Raw genomic sequence first — 22,958 nt, 5'->3', positions numbered from 1 at the left:
TAAAAGAAATAGATTATTTGTCTAAGTTTTACTATATTTGCACGCAATTTAACAACAACTACAAATTGCACCATGAAAGCACACACAACTAAAATCGTTGGCGAAGGCCTTACTTACGACGATGTTTTGCTTATTCCAAATTATTCAGAAATTTTACCACGCGAAGTTAGTATTCAATCGAAGTTTTCGAGAAATATTACTTTGAATGTTCCTATCGTTTCCGCAGCAATGGATACAGTTACCGAAAGTTCTATGGCAATTGCTATGGCTCAAGAAGGTGGAATTGGCGTGTTGCACAAAAACATGACGATTGAGCAACAAGCAGCGAAAGTAAAGAAAGTAAAACGTGCAGAAAGCGGTATGATTATCGACCCAGTAACGTTACCTTTAACAGCAACTGTGGGTGATGCAAAAATGGCGATGAAAGAATTTAGTATTGGCGGAATTCCAGTAGTAGATGATAACGGAATTTTAAAAGGAATTGTTACCAATAGAGATTTACGTTTCGAAAAAATAAATACACGTTCCATTTTAGAAGTAATGACTTCCGAAAATTTAGTAACGGCAGCTCAAGGCACTACTTTGCAAGAGGCTGAAGGAATTCTTCAAGAAAATAAAATTGAAAAATTACCAGTAGTTGACAACAACAATAAATTAGTAGGTTTAATTACCTTTAGAGATATTACCAAATTAACGCAAAAACCAATTGCTAATAAAGATAGATTTGGTCGTTTACGCGTGGCTGCCGCTTTAGGTGTAACAGCTGATGCAGTAGATAGAGCAACGGCTTTAGTAAATGCTGGTGTTGATGCTGTTATTATTGATACCGCTCACGGACATACAAAAGGTGTAGTGGATGTGTTAAAAGCAGTAAAAGCAAAATTCCCAGATTTAGATGTAGTAGTTGGAAACATTGCTACTCCAGAAGCGGCTTTATATTTAGCACAAAACGGAGCTGATGCAGTGAAAGTAGGAATAGGACCAGGTTCTATTTGTACGACGAGAGTTGTTGCAGGTGTTGGATTTCCTCAATTTTCAGCAGTTTTAGAAGTAGCTGCGGCGTTAAAAGGAACAGGTGTTCCAGTTATAGCAGATGGTGGAATTCGTTATACAGGAGATATTCCAAAAGCGATTGCTGCGGGAGCTGATTGTGTGATGTTAGGTTCACTTTTAGCAGGAACAAAAGAATCGCCAGGTGAAACGATTATTTTTGAAGGAAGAAAATTCAAGTCGTACCGTGGAATGGGTTCTGTGGAAGCGATGCAAGAAGGTTCTAAAGACCGTTATTTCCAAGATGTTGAAGATGATGTGAAGAAATTAGTTCCAGAAGGAATTGTAGGTCGTGTGCCTTACAAAGGAGAATTAAATGAAAGCATGCAACAATTCATAGGTGGTTTAAGAGCCGGAATGGGTTATTGTGGTGCAAAAGATATCACTACACTACAAGAAAACAGCCGTTTCATTAGAATTACAGCAAGTGGTATTGGTGAAAGTCACCCACACAATGTAACGATTACGAAAGAAGCTCCGAATTATTCGAGATAATTTTTTAGTATTAAGTGATCATTCACAGTAATCAGTAAAATAGAAACCTGATAGTCGAAAGCTATCAGGTTTTTTTATTTGGCGCCAAACATTTGCACCGCATAAATTTTCTTATTTTCCCAATCGATACTAAAACCGATTTCGGTATATAAATATTGATGGTCTAAGATATTTTTCAAATGATTGGGTGATTTCTTCCACAGATTGAACATTTTTAAAGCCAAAGCGTCTATATCGGTTTCAGAATAGATTTGGTCTTTAATTCCAGTGAATAATAGATTTTCGCCTACTAAAACAAATGAATTTCCGCCATAGAAATAGACACGTTCTTTCGGGCTTTGTTTTTTAGCATCGGTTTGTTCGTGTGATAAAGTTTGATTTTTTGCAATGTAATTTACATGATCATCTGCAGCTTTTTTCAAATAAAAATCCAAACCAAGTAATTTTGTGTCATTATTAGAACGTTCTTCGTTTACCAATTGATATACTTTTGTTTTCAGTTTTTCTACATCAATTTTGTTTTGATTTTGACTGAAAATCAATACAGAAAAAAGAAGTAGGAATAGGGTGATTTGGGTTTTCATGTTAGTTGGAGATTAGTTCTTGCTTTAATTTATCCAAAGTGGTTTCTTTAAAATTTAAATCAAATTCACTTTTGGAATTTTTATCAATATAAAACGAATCAAACATGATTTTATTTCCTGAATTAGCATAAATAACAACTTTGATTTTTCCAATAATTTTAACACTGTCTGAATGGGTTTTAAACTCGTTTAAATTGTAGTTTAAAAGTGATTTATTGTTTAAATATATTAGGTTTATGGAGTAGTCATTATATTTTTTTGTATTTTTTAAAATTATATTTTTTTCAACTTCATATTCTAAAACTTCATCAATATTTATCCAACCTAATTTATTATCAGTAAATGAATATATTTCTGAAAAGTTATAGTGAAATTGTTTTCTGTTTTTTAATTTATAACTCTTTTCTGCTTCTGATAAAGTTTTATCATTATTAATATCACTATCTGATTCATCTGTTTCAGAAAGAAAAATGCGAGCTAATTCACTTAAAGCTTCATCTTTGCTTAATTCTTTATTTATAATTTCTATAATTTTCAAAGAATCAATTTTTTGAGCAATTTTTAAACTATCTAAAGTTGTTACTTTGAAAAAACCACCTATACCATCTTTACCAACGCTAATTCTAAATGCATGATTTCTTAAAATATCTGGATATAAAACTTTTAATTTGGATTTTCCCAATTCCCATTTAAAAATAGAATCATTATCGTTATAATAAATATTACTGTCGGTTAATGGTTTATTCGGAATTTCTACTTTATATGATTTTCCTTTTTTGATTTTCAATTGTTTATCGTCTTCTTTAAAATTAATGTAAAACATTCCCGAAGATTCTAATAACTCATCTTTATCAGTTACAGTTGATAAACCATTTAAAATCATATCTTCTTTTGAATAAAACTCTTTTAATTCAAAAATGATTTTTCCATTCGAATAATTTTCAAATAAATCTCTTGGAATCCAAATATCTGTTCCTTCTTTCCCTGAAATTAAAGTATCATTTTTAAGAACGAATTCAAAAGTTTGTAATTTATCCGTTTTTAATTGAGAAGAAATTGCAATCGAATTTTCTTCAATTGGTAAAGACGTTTTTTCTTTTTGACAAGAAAATATTGTAATGGATAATATAAGGATATAAAATACTTTCATAAAGTTTGTTTTGAAAGAAAAATCAAGTTTCGTGCCAAAATCTTAATAAAATCTTAAAATTTAAACACAAACTTTAAACTCAAAGTCATTGCGAGGAACGAAGCAATCTAAATACTCATAATGTCGATTATTTCGTCATACAAGTCATTCCAAGTTGGATTTATACTATTTATTAATTTTTCTTTTGTAGCTCGATTACCAGCTTTTAATTGTTTTTCTCGTCCAATAGCATCACCAATCATTTGAAACTGTTCATAATAAACTAACTTATTTAAGTTGTAACGAGCAGAAAATGAATTTTCATAACGTTTTTGTTTATGTTCTTCAATCCGTTGTGGTAAATTAGAAGTAACACCAATATAAAGCACTGTATTGTTTTTGTTCGTAATGATATAAATAAATCCTGGTTTCATTGCTTACAATTAAGATTGAGTAGAGATTGCTTCGAGATTGCTTCGTTCCTCGCAAAGACTTTGCGTTGAGGTTTACGTTATTATTGTTTCAAAAACTCATTAATTTTTTTTCTATCACCGGCAATCCATAAAATATCATCTGATTCTAAAATCCAGTGTGATTCTGGATTTAGAATACGTTTTCCGTTACGTTCGATGCCTACGATGATGCCGTGTGTTTTCTCTCTAATTTGCGATTCTCGAATACTTTTTCCTATGCAAACGCGGTTTTTAAGTTCTAATTGTTGTAGAATAATATCTTCTTTAATGAAAGCTTCTGGTTCGTCTATTTCGTGTTTGTCTAAGAAGTTTTTGAATAATTTTACTTGTTCATCCGTACCAATTATGTTGATTTCGTCACCTGGAAATAAGCGTTCGGTTCTTATTGGAATATTAATCGTGACATCACCACGTTTGATAGACGCAATATTAATTCCGAATTGCTCTCTAATTTTTAATTCTTCCAACGTTTTACCTGCTAAATTCGATTCTTTTGCAATAATTAAATCGGCCATATGACCATCCCAAGGCGACAATACATTCTGACGTTTGTTGGCTTGTTTCGTGATTTCTCTATCGTTGAAGTTTTTCAAGAAATGACCTTCGATTTTGTTGTAAAAAGCATGCAATCGTTTCGGGAATAAAATGTACGATACAATTCCAATAACTAAAGCAATGATGGCGATAACTGGTGAGAAAAACTCATTCAATACAAATCCGAAATAGAATAAGGTTAGCGCAATTCTAAAGAATACCAACACAATAATCGGACCTTGATATTTTCTGACTTGCATTAATTCCTGTACTTGTTCCACAGCCACTCTTCGCAACGATAATGCCCATAAAAAGGGTGATAAAATAACAACCGTTATTAAAGCTGCGATAGCATTTCCAAAACGGGAATCTTCAACCAAAGGCAAAATATATTTGGATGAAAGTAGAATAATCGCCACAATAATAATCGAGTGAATGATTACCTGAATTAAATACGCTTTTAATACAATTTGCCATGTGCTAACCGATTTAATAGCTTCGGTATTGGCGCTGTAACGTTCTATTTTTTTAACCCAACGTCTTGGTAATTTTTTCTCCAAAAAGATAGATAAAGGCGTTGAAAATTTCACCATGAATGGCGTTGTAAAGGTTGTAATAGCTGAAACCGCAACCACAATTGGGTATAAGAAATCGCTCGTTACATTTAAAGTCATTCCTAAAGTTGCGATGATGAACGAAAACTCTCCAATTTGCGATAAACTCATACCAGTTTGTATGGATTGTTTCAGCGGTTGACCCGAAAGTAAAGCGCCAATGGTTGAAGAAAGCGATTGCCCAAGAATAACTACTAAAGTTAGAATTCCAACCGGAAATGCATATTTCATCAACATTTCAGGATCAATCAACATTCCGACAGATACGAAGAAAACCGCGCCAAATAAATCTTTTACGGGTTTTACCAAATGTTCAATGTGTTCGGCTTGTGTAGTTTCGGCAATAATTGAACCCATAATAAACGCACCAAGAGCAGGAGAGAAGCCCACATTTGCTGCAAAAAGTACCATTAATAAGCACAATGCCAATGAAACAATAAGCAACATTTCATCAGTTAAAAGGTGTTTGGCTTTTTTAAGTAATGTTGGGATAAAGAAAATTCCCGCTACAAACCAAATCGTTAAAAAGAATACTAATTTTAAAACGGATTGAAATAATTCGGTACCCGAAAATTGCTGACTCACCGCAACGGTAGACAATAAAACCATCATTAAAATGGCTAAAATATCTTGCACGATTAAGGCTCCGATTACATTTCCTGCGAATTTTTGTGTTTTTACACCTAATTCATCAAAGGTTTTTAAGATAATTGTGGTAGAAGAAATGGATAAAATTACACCTAAAAATAAACTATTCATTTTGCCCCAATCCATCATTTGCCCTACGAAATAGCCCAAAGCTACCATTGTGATGATTTGGGTTAACGCTGTGATGGAAGCTGTTCCGCCGACTTTCATTAGTTTTTTGAAACTAAATTCGAGTCCTAAACTGAACAAAAGAAATATAACGCCAATTTCTGCCCATACCTTTACACTATTCATGTCTTTTACCGTCGGGAAAAAATCAAACTCGCTTCCAGCTAAAAAACCTGCGACCAAATATCCTAAAACTAACGGTTGTTTTAAGATTCTAAAAATGAGTACTGCAATGGCAGCAGTGACTAAAATTAGTCCTAAATCGCTAATTAAATTGGGTAAATGAACAGTGGAAGCAGTGAGTAGTATTGGCATAAATTTGAATTTTTACTAAAATAGTGAAAAGTGGTCGGTTTTCAAAATTTCAATTCTTTATGCGCTCAATTTTATTGTTTTTTTAACGAATTAAGTTCTTGAAGCGTGTAAAATTTCATTTGGTTTGAAACCACAAATTGACAAATCATTTCTAATGTTTTCAGATCTACTTCATACTCATTTGTAGCTTTTTCAACGGGTTTGTGTCCGTAGAAAACGACTATTTTATTGTGTTTTTTTGCGTAATTTAAAACTTTAGTTAAGTAGTTTAAACTAAAATGCTCGTAATTACTGTCGATTCCAATTCCGTTTGCAAGTCGAGTTCCGTTATAGAAATTAGCGTTATCGGCTACTTTTTTGCCGCCTTTTGCAGTTCCTCTGATGATTTCGAAATGTTTTTGTAATTCGTAGTCTAATGTTTGTGTTTTGGCTCCAAAAGGATAAGCAAACGATTTAATTTCGATGCCTTCTTTTTTGAATGCTTCGATTAAAGGAAAAATTTCAACAATTAAGTATTGCTGTTTATTATTTTTCTTAGCAAATTCTTTTGCATTGAGATGACGAAATCCGTGACCAGCAATTTCGTGCCCTTTGTTTTGAAGTTCTTTTAAATTTGAGATATCTGAAACAGAGAGTTTTTCAAAATTACTTACGCAAAAAGTAGCTTTCCAATTGTATTTTGCGAGTTGAACATCCGCTTCTTTCCATTCGTTTACGAAGTAATCATCAAATGTGATAACAACTCCAGCTTTGGAATTTGTGGTTGTGGTTTTGGTAGACGAACAAGAATAAAAGAAAAAACCTATCAGTAAACTAATGAGAATGAGTTTTATACTGATAGGTTTTGGCATATTTTAGAAGGAATTAAATCCCCAAATAATTGCTAGGTGTAATTTGCATTAATTCCGCTCTTACTTCTTCAGAAACTTTTAAAGTTCCAATGAAATTATGAATGGCTCCTTTGTTAATTACAGTATTTGTTCTAGTTAAGTCTTTCAAAGCTTCGTATGGATTTGGATAACCTTCACGACGTAAAATTGTTTGAATTGCTTCAGCAACCACCGCCCAGTTTTTCTCTAAATCTTCTGCGAATTTTTCTTCGTTTAATAACAGTTTATTCAATCCTTTTAAAGTAGCTTCAAATGCGATTAAAGTGTGTCCCATTGGTACACCGATGTTACGTAAAACCGTACTGTCTGTTAAATCGCGTTGTAATCTTGAAAGAGGTAATTTTGCTGAAAGATGTTCGAAAATCGCATTCGCAATTCCTAAATTTCCTTCCGAATTTTCAAAATCAATTGGATTAACTTTATGTGGCATCGCCGAAGAACCAATTTCTCCTGCTTTGATTTTTTGTTTGAAATAATCCATAGAAACATACGTCCAAATATCTCTATCTAAATCGATTAAAATCGTATTGATACGTTTTAAAGCATCGAAAAAGGCTGCAAAATGATCGTAATGTTCAATTTGTGTTGTTGGGAACGAATGGTGTAATCCTAAACTGTTTTCTACGAAATCGGTTCCGAATTTTTTCCAATCTGTGTTTGGATATGCTACTTTGTGTGCGTTGTAATTTCCAGTTGCGCCACCAAATTTAGCTGCAAACGGAACATTGAATAACAAACGCATTTGCTCTTCTAAACGCTCTACGAAAACTAAAATTTCTTTTCCTAAACGAGTAGGAGAGGCTGGTTGACCGTGAGTTCTAGCTAACATTGGAACGTCTTTCCATTCCATTGCTAATTCTTTTAATTTTGCAATTACACTTACTAAACCTGGTAAATATACATTTTCAAATGCTTCTTTTGTAGAAAGTGGAATCGCTGTATTGTTGATATCTTGAGAAGTCAATCCGAAATGGATGAACTCTTTATATTCTTGTAATCCTAAACCATCAAACTTAGATTTGATGAAATATTCCACCGCTTTAACATCGTGATTTGTTGTTTTTTCGGTTTCTTTAATCCAAAGTGCATCTTCAGTAGAAAAGTTGATGTAAATCGCTCTTAAAGAATCGTAAATCGATTTGTCAATTTTGGCTAATTGAGGTAAATCAGCTTCGCGCAAAGCAATAAAATATTCAACCTCTACCAAAACGCGGTATTTAATTAAGGCTTCTTCAGAAAAATAAGGAGATAATGAAATAGTTTTGCTTCTATAACGACCATCAATTGGCGAAATAGCATTTAATTCTGTTAATTGCATTTTGTTGTGTGTTGTTTAAAGAAGTGCAAATTTAGTAATTAGTGATTAGTTATGAGTAATTAGTTTAGAGTTTTTTACTTTAAATTTAAAAGTTCTTCTTTAACAATTTTCATTCCTTCAACGGCGGTTAGTGGTAATACTTTCAACTCATTTGGTAAATCATAAATCGTGGCTGGATTTGGATCAATGTAATACACGGGAACATTTTGATTCACATAATTCATCAATCCTGCTGCAGGATATACTTGTAAAGAAGTTCCGATAATAATTAAAATATCAGCTGTTTCTACAATATCAATAGCGTGTTCAATCATAGGAACATCCTCGCCAAACCAAACAATATGTGGTCGTAATTGGTTACCTTCCAAATCAAAATCGCCTAAATTTAAATCGTGTTTCCAATCAATTACAAAATCTTCGTTTAAAATGCTTCGTACTTTTAATAATTCGCCATGCAAGTGAATAACTTTATTACTTCCTGCTCTTTCATGTAAATCGTCAACGTTTTGGGTAATAATATGAATATCGAAATGTTCTTCTAATTCGGCTAAAATTTCGTGTGCTTTATTAGGTTTTACGGTTAAGAGTTGGGCTCTTCGTTTGTTATAAAAGTCCAAAACTAATTCAGCATTTTTTTTCCAACCGATGGGCGAAGCTACTTCCATAATGTCATGACCTTCCCACAAACCATCAGCATCACGGAACGTTTTGATTCCGCTTTCGGCACTAATTCCAGCACCTGTTAGTACTACAATTTTTTTCATTTTTCTTTTCTTTTGCAATTTTAAAAAACAAATGCGCCTTAAAGACGCATTTGAGTATTATACTTTTCCTAAGGTATAGAGTTGTTCCATTGTTGGTCCAGCACTTCCTCCCGCAGGTTCTAATGTAATTCCGAAAGCTTGTGCTTCATTTGCGTTTTCTACTTTAATTACTTTTGTAGTACTTGTAGCATATGAATCAAGCAATCCAATACTTGTAGGTGTTAAAACAGGTTCTAATTTTAATGCCCATACTTGGTATACCATTCCTTTTGGAGGAGTTGGTAAACCAGAAGCATCAATGTATACTTCTTTCGTGTTTTTGTTGTAATATGCTTTTGCATAAGCGTTTGGAGCTACTTGTTGTCCAGCTAAAGCAACGGCAATATTACTTGTATCTCTTAAAATGGCTAAAACTTCTTCAGATTCTTTTTTCTTCAATTCTAAATCCACAACTGATTCTTGTAATAAGTCTTTTTGTGTAGAAACGTTATTCAAGGTTTCATTCGTTTGGTTTAATTTATAAAATTGAAGTCCAAAACCAACAACTAATACAGCTGCAGCAATCCAACCCGTATATTGTGACCAATTGGAACGCGGTTTCATTGTTACGACTTTGCTTCTTCCTAATAATTCGGCTCTGATTTTTTCGAAATTAGTTGCCGATAAATGAGGTGCTACACTATGTGATAAATTAATGACTGCTGCTTCAATAGCCTTAATTTCCTCTCTCACTTCAGGATATTGTGCTGCCATTTGGTTGACTTCCGCAATTTCTTCATCGGAAAGTTTTCCAAATACATACAGTTCTAAAATACCTGATTCTATATATTCTCTACTATTCATTGATCATTAGTCTTAATTCATTCATACAATTTCTGTTCTGCGTTTTCACGGTTCCTAAAGGAATCTCTAATTCATCAGATGCTTCTTGTTGGGTATACCCTTTAAAAAACAACAAATCAATTAGTTGGATGCACTTTGGCTTCAGTTTTTTGATAAACTCTTTAATTCCAATCGCATCTATTTTGTTGATGGCCTTCGAGTTATCGTCCAATATATGTACGAAATTATCGGTAGATAGGTTTTTCTGATTGTTGTTAAATCCTTTTGAGCGCAATTTGTCAATAGAAGTATTACGTGCAATATTTAACATCCAGGTGTACAATCGGCCTTTTGAGGTATTGTAAGTATCAATATTTTTCCAAATTTTAACAAAAACTTCCTGAAGCACATCTTCAGCTTCTTCTTTGTCTTTAATTAAATTGAAAATAATTCCGTACAAACTCTTCGAGTAATTATCGTAGAGTAGAGTAAACGACCTATCGTCTTTTTTAAGTAATAGGGGTAAAAGTTCTTCTTGTGTCATGCAATTTTCTTTTTTTTTGTCTAAAATAATAAAAAAAGTAGTATTATTTTTGCCTTATGGAGAAATTTAATCAAGACTTGTTAACATACTTAGAAGGCTTTATTACCGAAAATAGAAAAGAAGGCTTTTTAAGAGTATTGAAAAACCGAACAAAACATTTTACTATTGCGATGGAAGATGTGTTTCAATTGCACAATACAAGTGCTGTGATGCGTAGTTGCGAAGTATTTGGTATTCAAGAATTGAATGTGATTGAGCAAAAATTTGGTAAAAGTATCGATAAAGAAATTGCAATGGGAGCTGAAAAATGGGTCGATATTAATCGATTTTCTTCCATTCAGGATTGTATTACTAATTTAAAAGGAAAAGGCTATCAAATAATAGCGACTACACCGCATAACGATTCTTGTTTATTGCATGAATTTGATATTACAAAACCATCTGCTTTATTTTTTGGAACGGAGCGCGATGGTTTATCAGAAGAAGTAATGCAACAAGCGGATGGATTTTTGAAAATACCAATGGTAGGTTATACTGAAAGTTTGAATATTTCAGTTTCTGCAGCAATTATTATTCAAGATGTGACAAATCGTTTACGTCAATCGGATATTAATTGGCAATTATCGGAAGAAGAAGTTTTAGAAAAGCGTTTGGATTGGACGCGAAAATCTATAAAAGACATTGATTTTATAGAAAAAAAGTTCAATGAAGTTAATTCAAATTACTAATTTATTCTTCGAGATGCACTTCTTTTAAGGTCAGTTTTAAAGCTATAAATCCGATTATTCCAGCAATTAAGGAAGAAAGCAAGATTATAAATTTAGAATTATTAATGATGGTTTCATCTTCAAAAGCCAAAAGCGTGATGAAAATAGACATCGTGAAACCAATTCCTGCTAAGAAACCTACACCAAGTATGGATTTCCAGTTGAGTTCATTCGGAAGTTGACAGAATTTTAGTTTAATCGCTAAAAACAAGATGGTAATTATTCCTAAAGGTTTTCCAATAATAAGTCCTAAAGCAATTCCAATGCTATAATTTTGGGATATAATACTATTAAAATCAGAACCAATTATAATTGCAGTATTTGCTAATGCAAAAATGGGCATGATAATAAACGCTACTGGTTTATGTAAAAAGTGTTGCAATAAATAGGAAGGTGTTTTTTCGCCACCATCTCCAAAAGGAATCGCAAATGCCAATAAAACGCCAGTAATTGTAGCATGTACGCCAGAATGAAGCATAAAATACCAGATAATAACCCCGCCAATTAAATATGGAATAAGATTGTTGACTTTTAATCTGTTTAAAATCAGTAAGCAAGCAAAAATCCCTAGTGCAATTAATAAATTAGCCCACAATAGTGTTTTGGTATAAAAAATAGCAATAATTATTATAGCACCTAAGTCATCAATTACTGCTAAGGCGGTCAAAAAAATTTTTAATGAGGTAGGAACTCTATTTCCTAATAAGGATAAAATTCCCAAGGCAAATGCAATATCGGTTGCCATTGGTATTCCAGCTCCAGATTGTGTGTTTGTTCCAAAATTAAATAGTAAAAAAATCAATGCAGGAACAAGCATTCCGCCTAAAGCGCCAAAAATCGGAAGTAAAGCATCTTTTATGTGCGATAATTCGCCTTTGTAGATTTCTCTTTCTAATTCTAAACCAATTAGTAAAAAGAAAATTGTCATTAATCCATCGTTAATCCAATGTTCAATACTATGACCTGCAAATTGCGTTTCCCACAAATGAATGTATGAATTTCCGAAGTCAGAATTAGCAATGAACAAGGAAATGAGGGTAAAGGCAATTAAGACTAATCCTCCTGATTTTTCGCTTTCAAAAAAATCTTTATATAATTGAGTTGCTTTCATTCTATTTTTATTAAGCGTCGCTATTTTAAAGCAACTGAATTGTCAAATAGTGAAGAGGAATTTGAAATTATTTATTCTTCTTTAAGATTTTATAATCTTCATAGCACGCACTAATGGCATCCATGATTTGTAAGTCGTTTGCGGTTTGAATAAAATATTCTGAATAATTACAGTTTTGAAGAATTAATGGAATATCATCTTTATTTATTTCCAACAAAGCAGCAAGCGTTTCTCGGTCAAACTTAGTAGCTAAAAGATTTCTAACGGTATCATCCTTTTTCATTTCTTTTAGTTTCTTCATTTCCTTAGGTCGTTTACCAAAAACATTATAGAGTAAATCTGCTGGATTAGAAATAGAACCTAAAACTTTTGCAATCGCACCTGGTTTATATTCACCACCTTCATAACCTGCTTTTAGCCCTGAAATGCTATAGCGATAAGAATCATTTGCAACCGGAATTAATCGTGTGTCTACTTCAACAAATCCAGTTAAGTTGTATTTAGCAACAATTACTTCGTCTAAAACATATGCTTTTTCAGTCAAATAAATTTTAGTTGGATTTTGTTTTATCCAGTCGTTGGTTACTTTTACTTTTACGGTTTCGTAGCCTAGATAGGTAAATAATATAGTGTCATTTACTTTGGCTCCAATTTCAAACGTACCACTTGGGCTGGTTACTGTTCCTTTTACACGCGAAGCATTTATAACGTGTACATTGCCCATAGGAAGTTTTGTTTCGTTATGAATAACAGTACCTTTTAAGTTAGTCACAAGCGAATCACTTTGTGAAAAACAAAAATTTGAAATTAGGGCAAAAAGAAAAACTACAAAATATCTCATTCTTTATTTATTGATTCAAAAATACGAATCTAAAGATGATATTTTGTAGTTTTCTATAAATTTATAAGAAAATTAACGAAAATCGTTAGCTTCTTCTTGGTCTTCTTGGTCTTGAAGAATCTCCAGCACTTTCAGCACGTCTTGGCGCTCTATCTGAAAATCCGCCTTCTCTTTTAGGAGCAGAACTGCTTCTTTCGCCTCTGAAGCCACCTTCTCTTTTAGGAGCTGAACCTCTATCGCTACGGAAACCGCTATCTCTACCACCTTCTCTTCTTGGAGCAGAACCACTTCTTTCACGGTTAAAGCCACCTTCGCGTCTTCCACCACCAAAGCCTCCGCCAGAGTTTCTTCCATTATGGTCACGTCTTCCGCCACCATCATTTTTAGAAATTTCAACGTTGATTCTTCTACCGTTCATATCATATCCGTTAAGAACAGACATTACTTTGTCAGTATGTTCTCCATCAGTGTTAAAGAAAGAGAAACCTTCTTTTACATCCACTTTAAATACGTCATCTCTGCCTAAATCTAAAGTTTCTTTGATAAAGTCTTTTAATTGCATCCAATCGAAATCGTCTCTTGCTCCAATGTTAATGAAATAACGAACAGGATCACCTGCTCTAATTTCTCTTGGTTCAGAACTTCTTTCTCTATCATTTCCTCTTTCACCTGATAAATCACGTTTCGATTTGTAATAGTTGATGAATCTATTAAATTCAACAGATACCATTTTCTTAATTAACTCTTCTTTAGATAAACCATCTAAAACTTCATTAATAGCAGGTAAATAGTTGTCAATTTCGTGATCAACTTCTGTATCTTTAATTTTGTTTGCTAAGTGTAACAACTGAATTTCGCAGATTTCAATTCCAGATGGGATTGTTTTTTCTTCGAATTTTTGTTGGATAATACGCTCAATTGAGTGTATTTTTCTGATTTCACTTTTCGTAATAATTACAATAGAAGTTCCTAATTTTCCAGCTCTACCAGTTCTTCCTGAACGGTGATTGTAGGTTTCAATTTCGTCTGGTAATTGATAATTTACTACGTGAGTAATGTTGTCAACGTCAATTCCACGAGCCGCAACGTCTGTTGCAACCAACATTTGAATTTGACGACCTCTAAACGATTTCATTACGCCATCACGTTGTGCTTGCGATAAATCTCCGTGTAATGCCGCTGCGTTGTAACCATCTTCGATAAGTTTTTCAGCAACCGCTTGTGTGTCTCTTTTTGTTCTACAAAATACAACCGAGAAAATATCTGGGTTAGCATCTGCTAAACGTTTTAAAGCTTCGTAACGGTCACGAGCATTCACACAGTAATATTCGTGTGATACTGTAGCCGAACCTGAGTTTTTGCTTCCCACAGTAATTTCTACTGGAGACGACATGAATTGTTTTGCAATACGCGCTACTTCAGCAGGCATAGTTGCAGAGAATAACCAAGTGTTTTTCTCATCTGGTGTGTCCGATAAAATGGAACAAATGTCTTCGTAGAATCCCATGTTTAACATCTCATCTGCCTCATCTAAGATACAAAAATCGATGTTTTTAATGTTTACAAGACCTCTGTTAATCATGTCTTGCATTCTACCTGGTGTTGCCACAATAATTTGTGCACCACGTTTAACTTCTCTAGCTTGTTCTGTAATGCTTGCACCACCATAAACAGCCACTGTATGTAACCCCTTTATGTACTTTGAGTATAATTTAATCTCGTTGGTGATTTGTAAGCATAATTCACGTGTTGGCGATAAAATTAATGCCTGTGTATTTCTATTCTCAGCATCAATTTTTTGAATTAGCGGGAAACCAAAAGCTGCGGTTTTCCCTGTACCTGTTTGCGCTAGGGCAACTAAATCTGTGTTTTGTTCCAATAGTACTGGAATCGCTTTTTCTTGCACTTCTGACGGATTCTCAAATCCTAGATCTTTAATCGCCAGCAGTAGCGACTCATTCAATCCTAATTGTTCAAATTTATTCATATAATATTTTAAATTGGGTGCAAAGGTACGGTTTATAAATCACATAAACTAATTTGTTAGATATTGATTTTCAATTTGTTACGATTTTTTTCTTTTTCACATATTTTATAAAATATGTTTTATTGCTCAAATTACAATGGAAAAATTAGAAAGTAAGGTATTTTTGCATCAAAATAAGAGCCATGTTTGAACTGTTAGACATTATTGGAACATTAGTATTTGCTATTTCAGGAGCATTAACTGCTATTTATAAGAAATTGGATTTGTTTGGTGTGTATTGTATTGCTTTTGTAACAGCATTAGGTGGTGGAACAGTTCGCGATGTATTAATAGGAAGAACGCCGGTAGGGTGGATGTTAGATATCGATTATGTATATATTATTACAACAGGCTTTCTACTTTCTATAATATTCAATCGTTATTTAGAACGTTTGCGTATTTCGATGTTCTTATTCGATACCATTGGATTAGGTGTTTTTACCTTAATAGGTTTAGAAAAAGGATTAGAATTTGGCTTAAGTCCGGTTATTTGTGTGATTTTGGGAACTTTGACAGCTACTTTTGGCGGTGTAATTCGTGATATTCTCTGTAACGAAATTCCAGTTTTATTCCGAAAGGAAATTTATGCTACGCTTTGTATTGCGGGTGGAATTCTGTTTTTCCTTTTACAAGAATTACAAATGCAAAGCGATATTATTTCATTAATCGTAGCGGTTTTTATTATTTCATTCCGATTAATAGCTTTCAAATACAATTGGAGTTTGCCTATTGGGACAGTTTTTGTAAGAAAAGAATAAGTTCTTTTACCGCAATTCCTCTGTGACTGATGGTTGATTTTTCTTCCATGCTCAATTCGGCAAAAGTTATATCAAATCCGTCAGCTACAAAAATTGGGTCGTAGCCAAAACCATTGGTTCCAATTTTTTCTTCAATGATTTTTCCGTTGATTATTCCGGTAAATAAATTTTGTTTTCCGTTCAGATTTAACGCAATCACCGTTTTAAAATTGGCTTTTCTGTTCGATTTGTCATTTAATTCCGATAAAAGCTTATCCATATTATCATTTGCATCTTTTTGTTCGCCAGCATATCGAGCAGAATAAACTCCTGGAGCACCATTCAAAGCATCAACTTCTAAACCCGTATCATCTGCAAAACAATCGTAACCATATTTTTCAGTAACGTAATTGGCTTTTAGGATGGCATTCCCTTCAATCGTATCGGCTGTTTCTGGGATATCTTCAAAACAACCAATATCTTCCAAACTTACAATTTGAAAGGTATTTGGAACTAAAGCCTGAATTTCCTTAATTTTATTTTTATTGTTGGATGCGAATACGAGTTTCATCTTCATTTAATTATTTATCATGTAATATACTACAAATATATTTTCAAATTTATTAGATTAGCAAAAAAAAATCGAATGAATCAAAATGTTTTAATTGTTGATGATCATGCCATAGTAAGATCTGGCATTGAAATATTACTAACAGATAAGTTAGAATCCCCTTTTTTTTATGAAGCTGATTGTTTTGAAAAGTGTTTAGATATTCTTAGTAATTTTAAAATAGATTTAGTTATACTTGATATCAATCTTCCTGAAGGATTAAAAACAACAATGATTTCAAAAATCAGAAGTATTAACCCAATTCAAAAGATTTTGATTTTCTCTGCACATGAAGAAGAAGAGATTAAATTAAAATACATAAGAGCAGGTGTAAATGGGTTTGTGTCAAAACTAGAAGAGGAGAAAAATTTTATTGAAGCTGTAATTGAAATTTTAGCTAATGGAAGTTCAATTTCAAATGAGTTTATTTTTAAAGCAAATGCGAATAATTTAATTGATTCAAAAGATAAACTTTCTAATAGAGAAATGGAAGTTGCTAAACTTTTAATAAAAGGTTTTGGAAATTTAGAAATCGCAAATAAATTAAATTTAAAAATGTCTACAGTTAGTACCTATAAGAATAGAATTTTTGAAAAACTTAATGTTTCTAATGTAATTGAGTTAGTTACAATTTTTAATAATTAGATATTTTTGAATCTACGATAATTTCTATCCTACTTCCTTTTGGATTGTTTTTGTTAATTCTAAAATCACCGTTTAATAAGTTTATTAATTCTATTACTAAATATAATCCCAAGCCATTATTTTGAAAATTAAATTTTGTTTTTTCATAGTTGTTAAATAAAGTTGTGTAATAATTTATTTGTGCATCTGTAAATCCTTTTCCAGTGTCAGTTACATTAAGAAAAATTTTATTAGACTTAAGTTCAATAGTTATATCGATAGTTCCGTTTTCAGTATTTTTCAAAGCATTGTCGACTAGATTACCAATGATAATTTTAGAAATTTTATTAGTGATTAAGATTTTTTTGTTACTGAGGTTTTTGTAGTTGAGCTGATTGTTTTTTGATATAGCAATTTCTTTGTATAAGTTAATGATTTCACTTGATATTACATCGGCATCTACAAAATCATCTTCACTTATCGAATTATCAAGTACAATTTTTGAATACTCAATTAAATTATCAATAAAATTTAATAATGATTTTGATGAATTGTTAAGAGTATTACTTATTTTTTGAATTTCAATATTATCAATGTTTTTTGATTTTTCTTCAAGATTATTAATCCCAATATTTATGAATTTTAATGGAGATTTTATGTCATGGCTAATGGTGCCAATTAGTTTTTTTTGCTGATTTATTTCTTTTGTTAAATTATTTTTTGTTGAGTTTAATTCATTAATGGTTTTAATTAATGTTCTAGTTCTTTCCTCTATAGTACTCTCAAGTTCTATGTTTTTCTTTTGAATGTAATTGTAACGAAGACGAATTCCGATAACAAAAATAAAAGCAATTAATATAGAAGAAATTATTTTAAACCAAAGGGTTTCATAATATAAAAAAGGAACAACAATAGTAATTTGTTTTGTTTTATATATAGTTGAAAAATCGCCTAATTTTCTGATTAATAAATCATGATTTCCTGGAGGTAGATTGGTAAAAGTAATAGTTCTATCGTCTGCTAATTTAACCCATTTGTCATTTTTGTTAAGTTGTAATTTTGCTTCAAAATAGACGTTGTCTTCATTTCCAAAATAGGGAAAGTCTATTTTTATTCTGATGCGATTGTTTTTTCTATCAACTTTTAAAGTGTCTTTGAAGTATAATATCCTATTTGCTATTTCAACTTCATTGATGTAAAAGTCTCCAGAGGGTAAAATTTTGTTAACTTTTTCTGGATTAAAAGCAATTAAACCGTTCAAACTTGGGTAAACAAAATAACCATTTTTAAGCTTTGTATTGCATGGTTCACAACCACCATTAAATTCATTGGTTAAAAAGCCATTTTTTTTGTCATAATGATTGTAATAAACAGGTGATTTTTCCTTGATGTAATTCAGTAAATTTTTCTTATCAACCTCAATTAATCCCTTGTTAGTACTAATCCAAAAATGACCTTCATTGTCTTCCATTATACAATGTGCAGATGTTAAGTATGAACTTTTATCAATTGGTAATTTGTAAAATCTATTATTTTCAAATAGGCTAAAACCATTACTGTAAGTGCAAACCCAAATTTTATTATCATTACATATAAATATGCTTCTTATGTCATTTTTACCGCTTGATAATTTTGTTACTTTTTGAGTGATTTTATCATAATGAATAATTTTTTTATTCAAACTCGATAGTATCATTTTATCTTTTCTCAACTCAACAAAGAAATTTACAGGCTCATCTAATGATTTTATAAAGAGAGGTTTAGAGTTTAAATCATTAGCGTTTATTGTTGCTACAGATACTAGTGGAGCATCATCTTTCCTAAATCCTATCCAAATTTTATTTTCAGAATCACAATATATGGTAGATAAAATAGATTTGAACTTATATTTCTTAAATGTCTTGTAGTTTGTTTTGTGGAAATAACAAACAAGATTCGAGTTTTCAGGAATCCATATATTCTGATTTTTATCTATTGCAATTCCAAATTGATTTCCAGTTTGGTTTAGCTTTAAGTCATTAATTAAGCCATTTTTATTATAAATTTCGCCTTTAGAAGTCAAGAAAGTATTCTCTAAAAAAGGTGTTGTTGCATAATAATTATTGTTAGCGCTATTTATATTAGTTAAGATACCAAATTTGTTTAAGGTAATTATTCCTAAACCTTTTTCACCTGTTCCTAAAAATAATTTATTACACTTAATATCATAGTATAAACATTTAATGTCATAAGTAAAAGGTTTGTCTTGTTTGTGAAGTAATGATAAGTATAATTTATTGGTTGCTTTTTTTATAATATAAATTTCTTTGTTGGTGCAAATAAAATATTGTTGTGTAAGATGATTGTATATTTTTTTATTGATATTATTTAAATCTAGTTTATTGTTTTTTGAAATGAAATAATTAAAAATAATGTAATCGCCATTAGAACTAAGGCATACTAGTTCATCATTAAGTAAAAAGTAATCGTCATTTGGTTTGTGTTGGTGTTCAATAACTTTTTTCTTATTATTCTTATTGTCGAAAAGTATGATTCTATTTTTTTCGATTTTGTAATAATCGCCTTTTTTGGTTCTTATTTTACTTAAAAAAAAATCGGTTTGTAGATTATTAGTATTATTTAAATAAAAGCGATTATTTTCATACTCTTCAAAAGAATTCAAAAGATAATTTTGAGTTGTTTTAATTGCAGTTCTTTGGTTAATAATGATATTATCTGCATAGCTTTCGGTAAAAGTCTTCAAAGAGTCTTTTTCAATAGAACCACTTAAATAGAGAAAACGATTTGATGACAAGCCTCTATTGTTGTTATTGTAAGTTTTAAAATTTTTACCATCAAAACGTACCAATCCATTTTCAGTTGTCATCCAAATAAAACCAAATTTATCTGGAGAAATACTCTTAACAGAATTTTGTGGTAAATGCTCAGTATCGGCAGAATACCATGCTTCATGAAAATTCTGTTGCGAAAATCCAAATTGAAATAATAGAATAAAAAGTAAAAATCTGCTCAAATGCTTTCTTTTAGTTAATTTTATCGATGAAATGCGTAATAAATTCGACAAACAACATTGTAGTTTTTATTCTACAAATAATTGTAGTACTCATCTGCAAATATCTTAAAAAAATCTTAATATTTTTGCTTCCATTTTCTGTATTGTCTAAAATGACAATGCACTGTTATAAATGCTATTAAGTAAATATATAATTATGATGAAATCATTACCAATTGATTTTTTTAGTTTAAAAGGCGGTTTTAAAAAACAACTAGTGTCATTAATGATATTATTTGTTTTGTTGACGTCTGTTAATGTGTTTTCGCAAAATTTTGAGAATGTTACAATTACTGGAATTAATTCTGGTGCTGGAACAAATAATGTTTTGTTTAATGCTAATTCTGCAACAATACCTAATTTAGCAAGAGTTAGGGTGCAAAAATTATCAGGAGGACCAACAGTTCAAATTACATTTACAAATGATAACTTTAGTTATAGACATGTTAATCCAGGTATTACACCTGGAATCCCTAACAATGTGACTAGAATGAGAGTGTCGTTCCTTCAAGCAGATGGTATTACGCCAGTACCTGTAAATGACTTTAGGTTTATTATTAATGATATAGATGGACCAAATAATGAATCTTTAGGTACTAACTGCGGTGCAAATGTTCGATTTACGGCTACTGCTATTACAACAAATTTAATTATTGATAATGTGCCACCAGATCTTAATGCAACTGGTACTCAAACCGAATCTGACGGATTGCCAAGTAGGGTGATGTATGAATTTAATGATATTACATTCATTGAGTTTGATATTTATGCTAATAATAGTTTTGTTAAAGAATTTGACTTAAATCAAAATAACTTTGCTATTGCAACGCCATTGTATGCAGTATGTTTGAATGATACTGATGGTGATGGTGTTTCTGATGATACAGATTTAGACGATGATAATGATGGAATTTTAGATTCTGTTGAAGCTGGAGGTAATGATCCAAATGGCGATCATGATGGAGATGGATTACCTAATTTCCTAGATGTAACTGATAATACTGGTCAAGATCCATTTTATATTACAAATGCAGATGGATCTGTTACAAATTATACCGATGCAGATAGCGATGGTGTGCCAGATGTTTACGAGTCAAGTTCTGATTCAGATTCGTTGCCAAATCACTTAGATTTAGATTCGGACAATGATGGTTGTACAGATGCGAATGAATATTACAATTTAACAACAGCTGATGGTGGTGATGGTGGAGTTTATGGAGTAGGCATTCCTGCAGTAAATCCAAATGGAACCGTTGTAGCTGCAAGTTATACCGGATCATATACCAATGTGGTTGCACTTGGTACTGCAAGTACAATAAATACACAGCCAGCTAATCAAACTGTTTTTGCTGGTAATAACGCAACTTTTACAGTTGCAAACTCAGGTGGTTCAGGGATTACAACTTATCAATGGCAAGAAAGTACAAATGGTGGTGGTACATGGACTAATATTACAAATGGTGGTATCTATTCAGGTGCAACAACTAATACCTTATTATTAACTGGTGTTACACTTGCAAATAATGGATACGATTACAGAGTAATTATTAGAGAATCAAATTTTGTCTGTGCTAATGTACAATCAAATAGTGCAGATTTAATTGTAAATGCAGCTGTTGGAAATGTAACTGGCAATGTTTTTGAAGATATAGATGCCGATGGAATTTTTGATGTAGTTGAAAATGGTATTGCTGGAGTAACGGTTTATGCAGACTTAAATGGAAACGGCACTCAAGATGTTGGCGAGCCTAGCGCAGTTACTATTGCTGCAGGAGGAAGTTACACGATTACGGGTGTTCCAGCAGGTTCTCCAGTAAATATAGTAGTTAATACAGCAACTTTACCAGCAGGATCAGTTCAAACAGCGGGAACTAATCCAACAAGTGTAACTCCAGTAGCAGGATCAAGTGTATCTGCAGGAGTTGATGGATACCAAGCACAAGGAAGTGTAACAGGTACTATCTATGCCGATGTAAATGGTAATGGAACACAAGACGGAGCAGAAACAGGCATCTCAGGAGTAACGGTTTATGCAGACTTAAATGGAAACGGCACTCCAGATGTTGGCGAGCCAAGTGCTACAACAGCAGCAGATGGAAGTTATACGATTACGGGTGTTCCAGCAGGTTCTCCAGTAAATATAGTAGTTAATACAGCAACTTTACCAGCAGGATCAGTTCAAACAGAAGGAACTAATCCAACAAGTGTAACTCCAGTAGGAGGCGCAAGTGTATCTGCAGGAGTTGATGGATACCAAGCACAAGGAAGTGTAACAGGTACTATCTATGCTGACACAAATGGAAATGGTACACAAAATGGTGCAGAAACGGGTATTTTAGGAGTTACAGTTTTTGCAGATTTAAATGGAGATGGATTATTTACTGTTGGAGAGCCTACAGCTACTACAGCAGCAGATGGAAGTTATACAATTACAGGTGTTCCAGCAGGAAGTCCAGTTGCTATCGTAGTTGATACTACTACTTTACCAGCAGGATCAGTTCAAACAGAAGGAACGAGCCCAACCAATGTTACTCCAGTAGGAGGCGGAAGTGTTTCAGCAGGAACAGATGGTTACCAAGCACAAGGAAGTGTAACAGGAACAATCTACGCTGACACAAATGGAAATGGTACACAAAATGGTGCAGAAACGGGTATTTTAGGAGTTACAGTTTTTGCAGATTTAAATGGAGATGGATTATTTACTGTTGGAGAGCCTACAGCTACAACAGCAGCAGATGGAAGTTATACGATTACGGGTGTTCCAGCAGGTTCTCCAGTAAATATAGTAGTTAATACAGCAACTTTACCAGCAGGATCAGTTCAAACAGAAGGAACTAATCCA

General features: G+C 32.3%; 19 protein-coding genes. 5 read left to right on the top strand and 14 right to left on the bottom strand.

The features are described from left to right. Positions 1 to 72 precede the first annotated feature (72 nt). A complete protein-coding gene (gene guaB, locus AAEO58_RS12395; protein ID WP_341683711.1) occupies positions 73 to 1,545 on the top strand; it encodes an IMP dehydrogenase in 1,473 nt (490 codons plus the stop codon). Between the two features lie 74 nt (positions 1,546 to 1,619). Here guaB and AAEO58_RS12390 read toward each other — a convergent pair whose 3' ends face one another. The 9 genes from AAEO58_RS12390 to AAEO58_RS12350 all read right to left on the bottom strand — a co-directional run bounded on the left by AAEO58_RS12390 (position 1,620) and on the right by AAEO58_RS12350 (position 10,348). Continuing rightward, positions 1,620 to 2,129: a CAP domain-containing protein gene (locus tag AAEO58_RS12390; protein WP_341683710.1), complete on the bottom strand. Its 510-nt coding sequence runs from the start codon at positions 2,127 to 2,129 to the stop codon at positions 1,620 to 1,622. Position 2,130: 1 nt separating this feature from the next. Next, complete coding sequence (locus tag AAEO58_RS12385; protein ID WP_341683709.1) at positions 2,131 to 3,279, bottom strand: hypothetical protein; 1,149 nt, start codon at positions 3,277 to 3,279, stop codon at positions 2,131 to 2,133. A gap of 107 nt (positions 3,280 to 3,386) precedes the next feature. Next, entirely contained in the window at positions 3,387 to 3,692 is a 306-nt protein-coding gene (locus tag AAEO58_RS12380) for a GIY-YIG nuclease family protein (protein WP_341683708.1), read from the bottom strand. A gap of 80 nt (positions 3,693 to 3,772) precedes the next feature. Beyond that, on the bottom strand, positions 3,773 to 6,010 hold the full coding sequence (locus AAEO58_RS12375; protein ID WP_341683707.1) for a monovalent cation:proton antiporter family protein: 2,238 nt from the start codon (positions 6,008 to 6,010) through the stop codon (positions 3,773 to 3,775). A 71-nt stretch (positions 6,011 to 6,081) separates the two neighbouring features. Beyond that, positions 6,082 to 6,861, bottom strand: a complete 780-nt coding sequence (locus AAEO58_RS12370; RefSeq protein ID WP_341683705.1) for a polysaccharide deacetylase family protein — start codon at positions 6,859 to 6,861, stop codon at positions 6,082 to 6,084. A gap of 13 nt (positions 6,862 to 6,874) precedes the next feature. Further along, a complete protein-coding gene (gene purB / locus AAEO58_RS12365) occupies positions 6,875 to 8,218 on the bottom strand; it encodes an adenylosuccinate lyase (protein WP_341683704.1) in 1,344 nt (447 codons plus the stop codon). A 74-nt stretch (positions 8,219 to 8,292) separates the two neighbouring features. Beyond that, positions 8,293 to 8,982 carry an SIR2 family NAD-dependent protein deacylase gene (locus AAEO58_RS12360; RefSeq protein WP_341683703.1) on the bottom strand — a complete coding sequence of 230 codons (690 nt, stop codon included), beginning with the start codon at positions 8,980 to 8,982 and terminating at the stop codon, positions 8,293 to 8,295. A 57-nt stretch (positions 8,983 to 9,039) separates the two neighbouring features. Then, entirely contained in the window at positions 9,040 to 9,825 is a 786-nt protein-coding gene (locus tag AAEO58_RS12355) for an anti-sigma factor (RefSeq protein WP_341683701.1), read from the bottom strand. Then, a complete protein-coding gene (locus AAEO58_RS12350) occupies positions 9,818 to 10,348 on the bottom strand; it encodes an RNA polymerase sigma factor (protein ID WP_133606187.1) in 531 nt (176 codons plus the stop codon). The genes AAEO58_RS12355 and AAEO58_RS12350 overlap by 8 nt, the downstream gene beginning before the upstream one ends. Before the next feature lie 56 nt (positions 10,349 to 10,404). Here AAEO58_RS12350 and AAEO58_RS12345 point away from each other — a divergent pair, with 56 nt between their 5' ends. After that, a complete protein-coding gene (locus AAEO58_RS12345; protein WP_341683698.1) occupies positions 10,405 to 11,076 on the top strand; it encodes a TrmH family RNA methyltransferase in 672 nt (223 codons plus the stop codon). Between the two features lies 1 nt (position 11,077). On the opposite strand, the gene nhaA is transcribed toward AAEO58_RS12345, so the two are convergent. From nhaA to AAEO58_RS12330, 3 genes are all read right to left on the bottom strand, one after another. Further along, a complete protein-coding gene (gene nhaA / locus AAEO58_RS12340; protein WP_341683697.1) occupies positions 11,078 to 12,226 on the bottom strand; it encodes a Na+/H+ antiporter NhaA in 1,149 nt (382 codons plus the stop codon). A 67-nt stretch (positions 12,227 to 12,293) separates the two neighbouring features. Further along, positions 12,294 to 13,067: a carboxypeptidase-like regulatory domain-containing protein gene (locus AAEO58_RS12335; protein WP_341683696.1), complete on the bottom strand. Its 774-nt coding sequence runs from the start codon at positions 13,065 to 13,067 to the stop codon at positions 12,294 to 12,296. An 85-nt stretch (positions 13,068 to 13,152) separates the two neighbouring features. Further along, the gene (locus AAEO58_RS12330) at positions 13,153 to 15,054 is read right to left on the bottom strand and encodes a DEAD/DEAH box helicase (protein WP_341683695.1); all 1,902 of its coding nucleotides are present in this window, start codon (positions 15,052 to 15,054) and stop codon (positions 13,153 to 13,155) included. Positions 15,055 to 15,236: 182 nt separating this feature from the next. Between AAEO58_RS12330 and AAEO58_RS12325 the strand changes: the two genes are divergently transcribed. Continuing rightward, positions 15,237 to 15,851: a trimeric intracellular cation channel family protein gene (locus tag AAEO58_RS12325; protein WP_341683694.1), complete on the top strand. Its 615-nt coding sequence runs from the start codon at positions 15,237 to 15,239 to the stop codon at positions 15,849 to 15,851. On the opposite strand, the gene AAEO58_RS12320 is transcribed toward AAEO58_RS12325, so the two are convergent. Continuing rightward, complete coding sequence (locus AAEO58_RS12320; RefSeq protein WP_341683693.1) at positions 15,820 to 16,401, bottom strand: non-canonical purine NTP diphosphatase; 582 nt, start codon at positions 16,399 to 16,401, stop codon at positions 15,820 to 15,822. The two genes, AAEO58_RS12325 and AAEO58_RS12320, sit on opposite strands and share 32 nt — an antisense overlap. Before the next feature lie 75 nt (positions 16,402 to 16,476). On the opposite strand from AAEO58_RS12320, the gene AAEO58_RS12315 reads away from it, so the two are divergent. Then, the gene (locus tag AAEO58_RS12315; RefSeq protein WP_341683692.1) at positions 16,477 to 17,085 is read left to right on the top strand and encodes a response regulator; all 609 of its coding nucleotides are present in this window, start codon (positions 16,477 to 16,479) and stop codon (positions 17,083 to 17,085) included. On the opposite strand, the gene AAEO58_RS12310 is transcribed toward AAEO58_RS12315, so the two are convergent. Next, entirely contained in the window at positions 17,075 to 20,077 is a 3,003-nt protein-coding gene (locus tag AAEO58_RS12310) for a sensor histidine kinase (RefSeq protein WP_341683690.1), read from the bottom strand. The genes AAEO58_RS12315 and AAEO58_RS12310 overlap by 11 nt on opposite strands. A gap of 196 nt (positions 20,078 to 20,273) precedes the next feature. On the opposite strand from AAEO58_RS12310, the gene AAEO58_RS12305 reads away from it, so the two are divergent. Next, on the top strand, positions 20,274 to 22,958 hold a 2,685-nt coding region (locus AAEO58_RS12305), incomplete at its 3' end, for a beta strand repeat-containing protein (RefSeq protein ID WP_341683688.1).

Origin of the sequence: Flavobacterium helocola (genome assembly GCF_038289885.1) — a bacterium.
In the GTDB taxonomy this organism is placed as follows: domain Bacteria; phylum Bacteroidota; class Bacteroidia; order Flavobacteriales; family Flavobacteriaceae; genus Flavobacterium; species Flavobacterium cheniae.
Note: the sequence above shows the minus strand (reverse complement) of the source record. Positions and strands in the feature narration are given on the sequence as shown.

Coding starts and splice junctions, on each gene's coding strand:
- guaB (WP_341683711.1), top strand. CDS start 73: ATGAAAGCACACACAACTAAAATCGTTGGCGAAGGCCTTACTTACGAC.
- AAEO58_RS12390 (WP_341683710.1), bottom strand. CDS start 2,129: ATGAAAACCCAAATCACCCTATTCCTACTTCTTTTTTCTGTATTGATT.
- AAEO58_RS12385 (WP_341683709.1), bottom strand. CDS start 3,279: ATGAAAGTATTTTATATCCTTATATTATCCATTACAATATTTTCTTGT.
- AAEO58_RS12380 (WP_341683708.1), bottom strand. CDS start 3,692: ATGAAACCAGGATTTATTTATATCATTACGAACAAAAACAATACAGTG.
- AAEO58_RS12375 (WP_341683707.1), bottom strand. CDS start 6,010: ATGCCAATACTACTCACTGCTTCCACTGTTCATTTACCCAATTTAATT.
- AAEO58_RS12370 (WP_341683705.1), bottom strand. CDS start 6,861: ATGCCAAAACCTATCAGTATAAAACTCATTCTCATTAGTTTACTGATA.
- purB (WP_341683704.1), bottom strand. CDS start 8,218: ATGCAATTAACAGAATTAAATGCTATTTCGCCAATTGATGGTCGTTAT.
- AAEO58_RS12360 (WP_341683703.1), bottom strand. CDS start 8,982: ATGAAAAAAATTGTAGTACTAACAGGTGCTGGAATTAGTGCCGAAAGC.
- AAEO58_RS12355 (WP_341683701.1), bottom strand. CDS start 9,825: ATGAATAGTAGAGAATATATAGAATCAGGTATTTTAGAACTGTATGTA.
- AAEO58_RS12350 (WP_133606187.1), bottom strand. CDS start 10,348: ATGACACAAGAAGAACTTTTACCCCTATTACTTAAAAAAGACGATAGG.
- AAEO58_RS12345 (WP_341683698.1), top strand. CDS start 10,405: ATGGAGAAATTTAATCAAGACTTGTTAACATACTTAGAAGGCTTTATT.
- nhaA (WP_341683697.1), bottom strand. CDS start 12,226: ATGAAAGCAACTCAATTATATAAAGATTTTTTTGAAAGCGAAAAATCA.
- AAEO58_RS12335 (WP_341683696.1), bottom strand. CDS start 13,067: ATGAGATATTTTGTAGTTTTTCTTTTTGCCCTAATTTCAAATTTTTGT.
- AAEO58_RS12330 (WP_341683695.1), bottom strand. CDS start 15,054: ATGAATAAATTTGAACAATTAGGATTGAATGAGTCGCTACTGCTGGCG.
- AAEO58_RS12325 (WP_341683694.1), top strand. CDS start 15,237: ATGTTTGAACTGTTAGACATTATTGGAACATTAGTATTTGCTATTTCA.
- AAEO58_RS12320 (WP_341683693.1), bottom strand. CDS start 16,401: ATGAAACTCGTATTCGCATCCAACAATAAAAATAAAATTAAGGAAATT.
- AAEO58_RS12315 (WP_341683692.1), top strand. CDS start 16,477: ATGAATCAAAATGTTTTAATTGTTGATGATCATGCCATAGTAAGATCT.